The organism is Georgenia wangjunii (assembly GCF_036421975.1).
Classification (GTDB): domain Bacteria; phylum Actinomycetota; class Actinomycetes; order Actinomycetales; family Actinomycetaceae; genus Georgenia_A; species Georgenia_A wangjunii.
Genome location: NZ_JAZGON010000006.1, coordinates 196,420 through 208,415, shown reverse-complemented (window position 1 = coordinate 208,415; position 11,996 = coordinate 196,420). Strand labels below are relative to the sequence as shown.

General features: G+C 73.4%; 9 protein-coding genes. 3 read left to right on the top strand and 6 right to left on the bottom strand.

The window, feature by feature from the left end; translation table 11 throughout:
- The coding region (locus V2J63_RS11100; protein ID WP_331231096.1) for a DUF222 domain-containing protein at nt 1-1,691 on the top strand (1,691 nt) is incomplete at its 5' end.
- Between the two features lie 172 nt (nt 1,692-1,863).
- Here the strand turns inward: V2J63_RS11100 and V2J63_RS11095 are convergent.
- Both V2J63_RS11095 and V2J63_RS11090 read right to left on the bottom strand, forming a co-directional pair.
- Nucleotides 1,864-4,461, bottom strand: coding sequence for a DNA translocase FtsK (locus V2J63_RS11095; protein ID WP_331231095.1), 2,598 nt, complete (start codon nt 4,459-4,461; stop codon nt 1,864-1,866).
- A gap of 288 nt (nt 4,462-4,749) precedes the next feature.
- Entirely contained in the window at nt 4,750-5,160 is a 411-nt protein-coding gene (locus V2J63_RS11090) for a hypothetical protein (RefSeq protein ID WP_331231094.1), read from the bottom strand.
- An 82-nt stretch (nt 5,161-5,242) separates the two neighbouring features.
- On the opposite strand from V2J63_RS11090, the gene V2J63_RS11085 reads away from it, so the two are divergent.
- Nucleotides 5,243-5,959 carry a TetR/AcrR family transcriptional regulator gene (locus V2J63_RS11085; RefSeq protein WP_331231093.1) on the top strand — a complete coding sequence of 239 codons (717 nt, stop codon included), beginning with the start codon at nt 5,243-5,245 and terminating at the stop codon, nt 5,957-5,959.
- A gap of 21 nt (nt 5,960-5,980) precedes the next feature.
- On the opposite strand, the gene V2J63_RS11080 is transcribed toward V2J63_RS11085, so the two are convergent.
- Entirely contained in the window at nt 5,981-7,666 is a 1,686-nt protein-coding gene (locus V2J63_RS11080; protein WP_331231092.1) for a ribonuclease J, read from the bottom strand.
- A complete protein-coding gene (gene dapA / locus V2J63_RS11075; RefSeq protein WP_331231091.1) occupies nt 7,663-8,565 on the bottom strand; it encodes a 4-hydroxy-tetrahydrodipicolinate synthase in 903 nt (300 codons plus the stop codon). The genes V2J63_RS11080 and dapA overlap by 4 nt, the downstream gene beginning before the upstream one ends.
- Before the next feature lie 47 nt (nt 8,566-8,612).
- Here dapA and V2J63_RS11070 point away from each other — a divergent pair, with 47 nt between their 5' ends.
- The gene (locus tag V2J63_RS11070; RefSeq protein WP_331231090.1) at nt 8,613-9,299 is read left to right on the top strand and encodes a GNAT family N-acetyltransferase; all 687 of its coding nucleotides are present in this window, start codon (nt 8,613-8,615) and stop codon (nt 9,297-9,299) included.
- Between the two features lie 60 nt (nt 9,300-9,359).
- Here the strand turns inward: V2J63_RS11070 and V2J63_RS11065 are convergent, their stop codons facing one another.
- Nucleotides 9,360-11,093, bottom strand: a complete 1,734-nt coding sequence (locus V2J63_RS11065) for a BCCT family transporter (RefSeq protein WP_331231089.1) — start codon at nt 11,091-11,093, stop codon at nt 9,360-9,362.
- A gap of 141 nt (nt 11,094-11,234) precedes the next feature.
- Complete coding sequence (gene dapB / locus V2J63_RS11060; RefSeq protein ID WP_331231088.1) at nt 11,235-11,993, bottom strand: 4-hydroxy-tetrahydrodipicolinate reductase; 759 nt, start codon at nt 11,991-11,993, stop codon at nt 11,235-11,237.
- Nucleotides 11,994-11,996: the final 3 nt, after the last annotated feature.

The following is an 11,996-nucleotide window of genomic DNA, read 5'->3' as shown; positions in this document are numbered from 1 at the left end:
TCCCCGGCGCCGCCACCCGCACCAACACCCAGCTCAAGGCCGACATCGCCCGCGCGCTCATCGCCGTCGACCCCGACGACGCCGAGGACCGCCACTGCAAGGCACGCGCCACCCGCCGCGTGCACCACCCCCGCGCCCTGCCCGACGGCATGGCCTCGATCTACTCCGTCCTGCCCGCCACCGACGCCACCAGCCTCGACCTCGCCCTCGAAGCCGCCGCCCGCACCGCCCGCAACAACGGCGACAACCGCACCATCGACCAGCTCCGCGCCGACGCCCTCGCCCTCCTCGCCCACACCGCCCTCGACACCGGCTGGATCGGCACCCCCACCCCCGACGACCAGCACACCCCGCACACCCCGCCCACCCAGCGCACCCAGCGCACCCCGCGCACCCAGCGCACCGAGCCCGAGGACGACGGCCCGAGCAGCAGCAGCGACGACAGCAAGCGCAGCAGCAGCGACAGCGGCCGCGGCGAAGGCACCGGCACCGGCACCGGCACCGGCGAAGGCAGCCGAAGCGGCGAAGGCAGCGCCATCGCCGACGCCCACAGCAGCGGCGACGGCAACGGGGGCGACCGCGACGACGGCAACGGCAACGGCAACGGCAACGGCAACGGCAACGGTGTCACCGCCACCGCCACCGGGACCAGGGTTGACGCTTCCACCCCCGACAACGGCGAGGTCACCGGCACGTGCAGCGAGGACGCCGCCGTCGCCAGCAGCGACCTCGGCGCGGAGACTGCCGCCGACGCCCAGGACGCCCCGACCCGGCGCCAGCGGCCCCGGGAACGGATGCGCCTGGCCCACATCGGCGGTCACCGCACCCACGTCCGCGTCACCGTCCCGCTCTCCGTCCTCCTACCGCCTCCGCCACCGGGCACCGCGAGCCAGTCCAGAACGCCCGACCACGCTCCCGGCACAGCCCCGCCCAGCACGTCCACCGGCAGCCCGCCCGACCCGGCCGCCACACCACCCGACAGCCCTCCCGGCACAGCCCCGCCCGGCACAGCCCTCTCCAGCACGGCGACCCCCGGCACGGCTGCACCCGGCAGCCCAGGCGCCGCTGGCGTCACAGGTGCCGCTGGCGTCCCAGGTGCCGCTGACGTCCCGGCTGCCCCTGACGTCCCCGACGAGGACCTCATCCCCTGCCTCGAGCTACCCCCGTGCGAGGTCGCCGAGCTCGAGGGCTACGGACCCATCACCCCCGACGTCGCCCGCGCCCTCGCCGCCGGCAGCACCTGGCAACGCCTCGTCACCGACCCCCTCACCGGCACCGTCCTCGACGTCGGACGCACCCGCTACCAACCACCCGCCGCCCTCGCCGACCACGTCCGCGAACGCGACCGCACCTGCACCCGCCCCGGCTGCACCGTCCCCGCCCGCTCCTGCGACCTCGACCACACCACCCCCTGGTCCCAGAACGGGCCGACCGCCGCACACAACCTCGGCGCCCTGTGCCAGCGCGACCACACCCTCAAGTCCCTCGGCGCGCTCCACACCCGCCACCTCGGCCACGGCACCTACCAGTGGACCACCCCCACCGGCCACACCTACCGCCGCGAGACCGACGGCACCATCACCCCCCTCACCACCGACGGCACGACGAAACCCCCGCCCGCCCTGGCCAGCTCCTACGCCCCCTGGACCATCGACCCCCACGCCCTCGACGACGACCCACCACCCTTCTGAGACCTCGCGCCGACGGACGTCGGGGCGGCCAGCCGGTGGACGCGCCCAGCACCGCTGCTGGGCGAGGAGAAGGTGAGGCCTCCGGGCAGGGCTACGGCGTTCCGCAGCACGTTCGCGGCGAGTGCAGCCCCAACGCGCCGCTCGCACCCGGACGCCCGGGCCCACCACCCGCTCAGCGGCCGGTGAGGCTCCAGGCGTCGTCGTCGTCGGACTCGTCCGAGTCGTCGTAGTCGTGCGCGACCGGGATGTTCTCGTCCCCCGGCAGTGCGTGCGTGTGCTCGAGGGCGTCGGCGGCCTCGTCGTCGTAGACGTCGTCCTCGGACGCCACCGGGCCCTCGCCGCGGAGCATGGCCAGGCACGTCGGCAGGTCGTCGGGCTGGACGAGGACGTCCCTCGCCTTGGACCCCTCGGACGGGCCGACGATCTCGCGCGACTCCAGCAGGTCCATGAGCCGCCCGGCCTTGGCGAAGCCGACGCGCAGCTTGCGCTGGAGCATCGACGTCGAGCCGAACTGGGTCGACACGACGAGCTCGGCCGCCTGGAGGAGGAGGTCGAGGTCGTCCCCGATGTCCTCGTCGACCTGCTTCTTCGTCGTCGCGACGATGACGTCCTCACGGTAGCTCGGCTTGAGCTGGCTCTTGACGTGCTCGACGACCGCCTCGATCTCGGACTCCGTCACCCACGCACCCTGCACACGCATCGCCTTGGACGCGCCCATGGGCAGGAAGAGCGCGTCACCCTGACCGATGAGCTTCTCCGCACCGGGCTGGTCGAGCACGACGCGGGAGTCAGCGAGCGACGACGTCGCGAAGGCGAGCCGTGACGGCACGTTCGCCTTGATGAGCCCGGTGACGACGTCGACGCTCGGCCGCTGCGTCGCCAGCACGAGGTGGATGCCGGCGGCGCGGGCGAGCTGCGTGATCCGCTGGACCGAGGCCTCGACGTCGCGCGGGGCCACCATCATGAGGTCGGCGAGCTCGTCGACGACGACGAGCAGGTAGGGGTAGGGCGCGATGACGCGCTCGCTGCCCGGCAGCGGCTTGACCCGTCCCGAGCGCACGCCGGTGTTGAAGTCGTCGATGTGCTTGTACCCGTAGGCGGCGAGGTCGTCGTACCGCGCGTCCATCTCGCGCACGACCCACTCGAGGGCTTCGGCGGCCTTCTTCGGGCTCGTGATGATCGGGGTGATGAGGTGGGGGATGCCCTCGTAGATCGTCAGCTCGACCCGCTTGGGGTCGACGAGCACCATGCGCACCTCCTCGGGGGTGGAGCGCATCATGATCGAGGTGATCATCGAGTTGACGAAGCTCGACTTACCGGCGCCGGTGGCACCCGCGACCAGCAGGTGCGGCATCTTCGCGAGGTTCGCGACGACGTAGCCGCCCTCGACGTCCTTGCCGACGCCGATGACCATCGGGTGCTCGCTCCGCCGGGCCGCGGAGGAGCGCAGGACGTCCCCGAGCGAGACCGTCTCGCGATCGGCGTTGGGGATCTCGATGCCGATCGCCGACTTCCCGGGGATCGGGGAGAGGATCCGCACGTCCGCGCTGGCGACGGCATAGGCGATGTTCTTGCTCAGCGCCGTGACCCGCTCGACCTTCGTGCCCGAGCCCAGCTCCACCTCGTAGCGCGTGACCGTGGGACCACGGCTGAACCCGGTGACCTGGGCGTTGATGTCGAACTGGTCGAAGACGTTCGTCAGCGACTCGACGACGCGGTCGTTCGCCGCGGAGCGCACCTTGTGGGGGGCGCCCTTGACGAGGACGTCGTCTCCGGGGAGCTCGTAGATGATGTCCGGCGCCAGCTCGAGCTGCTCGGCCCGCGAGGGCAGGGGCTGGGTGGGCGGCGGCAGCAGCTCGGCGGACTCGTCGCCCGCGGCAGCGTCCATGCCCTCCGCCGCGCCGGGCGTCGTCGCCATGACGGTCGTCGTCCCGGCGGGCGTGCCCTTCCGGGCGCGCGAGCCCTTTCTCCCGCCGGCGACCGCTCCGGCCGCGGCCCGACTCGCCTCCTCGGCCTGCGCCGCGTCCGCCGCCTCAGCCTCGTCTCGCTCGAGCGCTCGTCGGAACGCCTCGTCGGCGTCGTAGGCGCCCGGTGTCACGGGCGCCGAGCCGCGAGGCGCGCGGCGGCGCGGCGGCTTGGGACGCGCGGTCCCGTCGGCGGCTACGGTCTCGTCCGCGCCGTCGTCGCCGTCGTCGCTGCCCCCGGCGCGACCGACCGCACGCCTGCCGAGCTCACCGAGCCGTCGCGGGACGGCGGCGACCGGCGTCGCGGTGAGGACGAGGACGCCGAAGACGGCGAGCAGGACGAGGAGCGGGATGCTCACCCACGCGCTGAGCAGGATCGTCAGCGGCGTGCCGACCGCCCACCCCAGGACCCCGCCGGCGTCCTGCACCTCGGCAAACGCGGTGCGGGCGCTCGGCGTCCCCTGGGCGACGTGGATGATCCCGGTGACGGCGGTGGCGAGGACGGCGATGCCGATGCTGACCCGACCGTTGTCGCCCGTGCGCTCGGGGTGCCGCATGAGGCGGACCGCCATCGCGACGAGCACGAGGGGCAGGAGGACACCGAGGACACCCACGCCGCCGGCCGCGACGACGTGGATGACGTCTCCGGCCGTGCCGGAGAGCCCGAACCACTCGCGGGCGGCGACGACGATCGCGAGACCGAGAAGAAGGAAGGCGAGCCCGTCCCGGCGCAGGGCCGGGTCGAGGTCCCGCGCGCCGGAACCCACCCGGCGGGCGGTCCCACCGACGACGTGCGCGCTGCCCATCCACAGTCCCCGCACCATGCGCACGGGCAGGGAGCGCTGGGTCGGCTCGGTGGGGGGCGTCGTGCCCTGCCCGCGCCCGCCGGAACGCGAAGCACCGCTACCGCGGGAGCTCGCTCGTGCCGTCGAGGCGGACCGTCCGGGGGAAGTCGTACGGGTCGCCATAGTCCGTCCACCGTACCGGCGCCCGCGCCGGCGGCCCTGCCGACAGGCCGAGGCCCGGCGAGGCGTGCGCCACGGCGGAGCGCCCCGGCACGCCGGGCGGCGCGCACTCCACGACGACGCCCGTGGTCAGGCGAGGAGCAGGCCCACCCCGACCGTCGCGAGGCCGGCGACGAGGAAGCCGGCACCGAGCGCGAGCAGGACGACCCACCGGTTCGGGCGCTCCCGCCCCGCCCCCATCGCCGAGAAGAAGAAGCCCGCCGGCATGAGGATGGCGGCGACGAGAACGCCCGTGCGCGCCAACCACGCCCAGCCACCCGCCAGCGTGGTCGCCTCGCTGAGGAGGAGACACACCAGCCCGAGGATGATGAGCACCCCGGCATGGGCATGCCCCGCGCGGTAGAAGGAGACCTGGAAGGCCGTGGCACCGACCTTGCCCGTCACCACCCTGACGAGGAAGTACCCACCGCTCGTCACGGCGATGGCAGCGAGGACGGCGACGCCCGCCGTGGTCTGTGCGGCCTGCGACAGCTCGATCATGGCGCGCTCCACCTGTTGCGAGTTTGCTAACACTGTTATCTAACGGCGTTCGGAATCCGGTGTCAACGGCTAACCTCGTGCCATGCCCCGCCCCCGCCTCTACGACGAGACCCTCCGGCGACGACTCGTCGAGTGCGCCGCACGAGCGATCTCGGCCGACGGTGCGGGCGCCGTCTCGCTGCGCACCGTCGCGGCGTCCGCCGGGACGACGACGGCCGCCGTCTACACGCTGTTCGGGAGCCGGGAGGGCCTCCTGAACGCCGTCGTGGAGGAAGGCTTCGAAGGCCTCGCCGGGCATCTCACCGCTGTGCCGCCCACGGACGACCCCGCCGCCGACCTGCTGTCCCTCGGCCTCGCCTACCGCGAGAGCGCACTCGCGGACCCGCACTACTACCGCGTCATGTTCGGTGCCGTCGGTGCCTGCCGGGAGACGCCTGGCCCCGGCACCGCGCACGGCCGTACCGCGAGCGTCGACGGCGCGCGCCCGGGGCACCTCGGCCGCCCGACCTTCGTCGTCCTGCGTGACGCGGCCGCCCGGGTGCTCGGTGACGGCGACGCGTCGCGCGCCGGGGGCGGTGCCCCTGACGCGCCCGGGGCGAGCGGCGACGCGCCCGAGACCGGCGGCGCGGCCACCGGCGCGGACGTGCCGTCGAGCACGGCAGCGGCCGAGCACCTCGCGCTCCGGCTCTGGGCGCTGGCGCACGGCCTCGTCAGTCTTGAGCTCGCCGGCCTCCTGCCCGGCGACCGGGCGGAGCGCACGCGGCGCTACGTCACGACGCTGCGCGCGGAGCGCCCCTGAGCCGCCCGCCCCCGCCTACGCCTACGCCTCGACGACGACCGGGATGATCATCGGCCGGCGCCGCAGCCGGTTGGACGCCCAGCGCCCCACGACCCGCCGCATGACCTGCTGGAGCTGGTGGGCGTCGGCGTTCCCGCCCTGGGCGGCGGCGGTGAGCTCCTGCGTCACCTGCGGCAGGATCGCCTCGAAGACGGCGTCGTCCTCGGCCATCCCCCGTGCCTGGATGTGCGGACCGGCCACGACGGTGCCCGTCGCGGTGTCGACGACGGCGAAGACCGAGATGAACCCCTCCTCGCCCAGGATGCGCCGGTCCTTGAGCTCGGCGTCGGTGATCTCCCCGACGCTCGAGCCGTCCACGTAGACGTACCCGCTGGGGACGGCACCGACGATCCGCGCCTGCCCGTCGACGAGGTCGACGACGACGCCGTCCTCGGCGAGGACGACCCGCTCCGGCGGCACCCCCGTCTGGACGGCCAGCGCCCCGTTGGCGACGAGGTGGCGGATCTCGCCGTGCACCGGCATGACGTTGCGCGGGCGCACGATGTTGTAGCAGTAGAGGAGCTCGCCGGCGCTCGCGTGGCCGGAGACGTGGACGCGCGCGTTGCCCTGGTGCACGACCTTGGCACCGAGGCGCATGAGCCCGTTGATGACGCGGAAGACCGAGTTCTCGTTCCCCGGGATGAGCGAGGAGGCGAAGATCACCGTGTCCCCCGGGCCGACGGACACCCGGTGGTCACGGTTGGCGATCCGGCTCAGCGCCGCCATCGGCTCCCCCTGGGAACCGGTCGCCATGAGGACGACCTCGTCCTCCGGGTAGTCGTCTACCGCCTTGACGTCGATGAGGACGCCGTCGGGCACGCGCAGGTACCCGAGGTCCGCCGCGATGCCCATGTTCCGCACCATCGAGCGCCCCACGAGCGCGACCTTGCGGCCGTGAGCGTCCGCGGCGTCGACGACCTGCTGGAACCGGTGCACGTGGGAGGCGAACGAGGCGACGACGATCTTCTTCGTCGCGGCCGCGAAGACGGAGTCGAGCACGGGACCGATGTCGCGCTCCGACGTCGTGAAGCCCGGCACCTCGGCGTTGGTCGAGTCGACCATGAAGAGGTCGACCCCCTCCTCCCCCAGCCGCGCGAAGGCCCGCAGGTCCGTGATGCGCCCGTCGAGGGGCAGCTGGTCCATCTTGAAGTCCCCGGTGTGCAGGACGGTGCCCGCCGCCGTGCGCACCATGACCGCGAGCGCGTCGGGGATCGAGTGGTTGACGGCGACGAACTCGCACCCGAAGGGGCCGAGCTGCTCGACCTGCCCCTCCTTGACGGCGAGCGTGAGGGGCGTGATCCGGTGCTCCCTCAGCTTGGCCTCGAGAAAGGCGAGGGTGAGCTGGGACCCGACGAGCGGGATGTCCGGGCGCAGGCGCAGGAGGTAGGGCACCGCGCCGATGTGGTCCTCGTGCCCGTGGGTGAGGACGACGGCCTCGATGTCCCCGAGCCGCCCGGCGATGTGGTCAAAGTCGGGGAGGATGAGGTCGACGCCGGGCTGGTGGTCCTCCGGGAAGAGGACGCCGCAGTCGATGACGAGCAGCTTCCCGGCGTGCTCGAGGACGGCCATGTTCCGCCCGACCTCGCCGAGCCCGCCGAGGGCGACGATGCGCAGCGCGTCGGCGGCGAGCGGGCCGGGCGCGGGCAGGTCGGGGTGCGGGTGGCTCACAGGAGGCCCTCCTCGCGGAGCACCGTCTCCAGCTCGCTGACCTCGTGCGCCGGGGCGCCGACGAGCGGCAGCCGCACGGCCGCACTCGGGAGGACCCCCTGCAGGTGCAGCGCCTCCTTGGACATGACCGCGCCCTGCCCGCTGCCCATGAGCGCGGTGACGACGGGCCGCGTGCGCTGGGCGACGGCGCGCGCGCCGACGAGGTCGCCGGCGTCGACGGCCGCGACCATCTCCGCGTAGGCCCCGGCGAGGACGTGCGCGACGACGCTGACGACGCCGGAGGCACCGTGCGCGAGCCAGGCGAAGTTGAGGCCGTCGTCGCCGGAGTAGAACTCCAGCCCCGTGCGCGCCATGCGCTCGAAGCCGGCGGGGACGTCACCCGTGGCGTCCTTGACGGCGATGATCCGGGGGTGCTCCGCGAGCCGGTCGAGGGTCTCGTCGCCGATCGCGACGCCGGTCCGCCCGGGGATGTCGTAGAGCATGACCGGCAGGTCGGCGGCGTCCGCCACGGCCTCGATGTGCGCGCGGACACCCTCCTGGGAGGGCCGGTTGTAGTACGGGCTGACGACGAGGAGCCCGTGGGCACCGCTGCGCTCGGCGCCCTGGGCGATCCGGACGGCGTGCGCCGTGTCGTTGGAGCCGGCGCCGCCGATGATCATGGCGCGGTCACCGACCGCGTCGACGACGGCGCGCATGAGCGCGTCCTTCTCCGGCTGGTGCGTCGTCGAGGACTCACCGGTCGTGCCGTTGACGACGAGGCCGTCGCACCCGGCGTCGACGAGGCGGACGGCGAGCGCCTGCGCCGCGTCGACGTCCAAGGACCCGTCGTCGTGGAACGGGGTGACCATGGCGGTCACGACGGACCCGAATGTGCGCGGGGGCACTGCGCTGACGCTCATGGGAAGACGGTACCGCTGCCCGACCGCACGTTCGTTAGCCTGAGGTCGTGACCAGCCCTGACGACCTGACCCCCGGGGACGACATCCTCGGCTCGCTCCTCGCGGGCCGGGAGCCCGCCCTCGACGACGGCGGGCGGGACCCGCACGCGGGCCACGCCCACGCGCAGGGCGCCACCGCGGACGTCTCCGTCCGGCCGGCGATCCCCGAGGACGCGCCGCTCATCGGCGCCCTCCAGGCCCGCTCCTGGCGGGCGGCCCTCGCGGACCTCCTCCCGGCCGAGTCGCTCGCCGCCCTCGACGCCGACGCCTTCACGGCGAGCTGGCACGCCGCGATCACCGCACCTCCCAGCCCCGAGCACCGCGTCCTCACCGCCTGCGCCGGTGCGGAGGTCGTCGGTTTCGTCGCGTTCGCCCCGGCGGCCGTGGACGAGGCGGCCGTGGACGAGGCGGCGCCGGGCGCGACGCGCGCCGGCGCCGGCGCCGAGATCCTCTCCCTCGAGGTCGACGTCGACCACACCCGCGAGGGGCACGGCTCCCGCCTCCTCGCGGCCTGCGCGGACACCGTCCGGGACGGCGGCGGGACGAAGATCCAGACGTGGGCCCGCGACGGGGACGAGGCCCGCACCCGGTTCCTCAGCTCGGCCGGTTTCGCGCCCGCCGGCGTGCGTCGCACCCTCGACGTCCCGGACGCGCGCGCCCCCCTCGTCGAGATCGCCTGGTACGCCGCTCTCTGACGCGCCGCGCGAGCGGGCCCGGGTGACCAGCCCGGCCCAGGACCGAGCGGCACGCGCCGCTCAGCGCTCGCGCCGGCTCCCGGTCCCGTCCCTCGCGCCCTCCTGCGGTGAGGCCTCGTCGCGGCGGACCGTCTCGGTCTTGCGCAGGAGCGCCGCGTCGCCGGCGCGGTCGCGCTCGGCGCTCGACTCCTCGGCGCGGCGCGCCGCCTCCTCCGGGGGCAGGACCCGCTTCCAACGCTTGGTCTGCAGCGGGGGACGCTCGCCGGCGTCCTCCTTGAGGGCACGCATGAGGCTGTACATCTGGACGTAGCCCATGACGAAGAACGGCAGCCCGACGACGATGATCACCTGCTGGAGCGCCTCGAGCCCACCGGGCCCCGTGGCGCCGAGCAGCGTGGCGGCGACGGCGCCGACGCAGATCGCCCAGAACACCCTCTGGCGCGTGGGAGCGCGGTCCTCGTGCCCGTTGGCGATCATGTCCATGACGAGCGCGGAGGAGTCCACCGACGTCGTGAAGAAGATGACGACGAGGACGATGGCGACGACCGAGAGGACGCTCGCGAACGGGAAGCTCTCGAGGAAGACGAAGAGCGCCCCGGCGACGTTGCCGTCCTCGACGACGGGGCCGCTGAGCCGCCCGGGGTCGTTGGACTCGATGTCGAACGACGCCCACCCGAACACCGAGAACCAGATGATGCTGAACCCGACGGGGATGGCGAGGACCCCGAGGACGAACTGGCGGATCGTCCGCCCGCGCGAGATACGCGCGATGAAGATCCCGACGAAAGGCGACCACGAGATCGTCCACGCCCAGTAGAAGACCGTCCACGAGCTCTGCCACCCGCTGTCGTTGATCGTGTCGTTCCAGAACGCGAGCTCGGGCAGCCACGCGAGATAGATGCCGAAGGACTCGATCGTCCCCTTGAGCAGGTACAGGGTCGGGCCGGTGACGAGCACGAAGCACAGGAGCCCGACGGCGACGACGATGTTGAAGTTCGACAGCCGCTTGATGCCCTTGTCGAGGCCGAGGGCCACCGACGTGATCGCGACGGCGGAGACTCCGACGATGAGCATGATCTGCACGAGGCGGGTCTCGTCGACGCCGAAGAGGGTCGCCAGTCCGCTGTTGATCTGCAGGGTGCCGAGCCCCACCGAGACGGCGACCCCGAACATCGTGCCGACGATGGCGGTGATGTCGATCGCGGCGCCGATCGGGCCGTGGATCCGGCTGCCGAGCAGCGGGTGGAAGATCGAGCTGACGCGGGGCGGGAGGTTCCGCTTGTACATGAAGTAGGCGAAGGCGAGCGCCGGCAGCGTGAAGATCGTCCACGTGTGCAGCCCGAAGTGGTACAGCGTGAACGCGATCGCTTCCTGGGCCGCCCCCTCCCCCGCCGAGGCGACGTCCTGCATCGGCGGGTTCGCGTAGTGGTTGATCGGTTCGGCGACGCCCCAGAACATGAGGATGGTGCCGATGCCGGCAGCGAAGAGCATGGCGAACCACGTCCGGCCCGAGTGCTCGGGCGCCTCGTCCTCGGGGCCGAGCTTGACCCGGCCGAAGCGGCTGACCGCCATGTAGACGAGGAAGACGAGGAAGACCGTCACGCCGAGGACGTAGAACCACCCGAGGTTGGTGAGCAGCCACCCGGAGACCCCGGCGAAGAAGGCGTCCATGGCGTCGGTGAAGGCGATCGTCGCGACGACGAAGAGCAGCGTGACGCTCGCGGCCCCGAAGAAGATGACGGGACCGGTCCGCAGGCCCAGGGCGTCGTGGATGCGGTGGAGCGTCGCGCGCACGTGGTCCTCCGGAGCGTTGGCTGAGCCCGCGGCCGGGAGGCGTGCGGGTCCTCGACGTCAGCGAACGTACCGGGCGATCGAGCCCGTCACCACAGGGCTGTCGTCGGGGCGACGCTCCCTCGCGGGCGCCTCCGACGGTGCTCAGTCGAGCCCGAGCGCGCCCTCGAGGCCGACGGTGAGGCCCGGCATGGTCGCGATGCGCCGCACCGCGAGCAGGACGCCGGGCATGAAGCTCGAGCGGTCGAAGGAGTCCGTGCGGATCGTCAGCTGCTCCCCCGCGTTGCCGAGCAGGACCTCCTGGTGGGCGACGAGCCCGCGCAGCCGCACGGAGTGGACGGGCACCCCCGCGACGCGCGCGCCGCGCGCGCCGGGCAGAGACGTCGCCGTCGCGTCCGGCATGGGCGCGAGCCCGGCTTCCTCGCGGGACGCGGCGATGAGCTCGGCCGTGCGCACGGCGGTGCCCGAGGGTGCGTCGACCTTGTCCGGGTGGTGGAGCTCGACGACCTCGACGGAGTCGAAGTACGCGGCGGCCTGCCGGGCGAAGCGCATCGTCAGGACCGCGGAGAGCGCGAAGTTCGGCGCGACGAGGACGCCCTGGCTCTCGGGACGTGGCCCGGCCGCCAGGTGCTCGCGCACACGCGCGAGGCTCGCCTCGTCCCAGCCGGTCGTGCCGACGACGACGTCGAGCCCGGCGTCGACGAGCGCGTGGACGTTGGCCTCGGTGGCGCTCGGGACGGTGAAGTCGACGGCGACCTGCGCGCCGGTCCCCGCGAGCCGGGAGACGTCGTCGCCGGCGTCGAGCCGGGCGACGAGCTCGGTGTCCGGCGCGGCGTCCACCGCCCCGCACACCGTGGCGCCCATGCGTCCGGACGCGCCGAGGACGGCGACCTTGATGCTCATGGC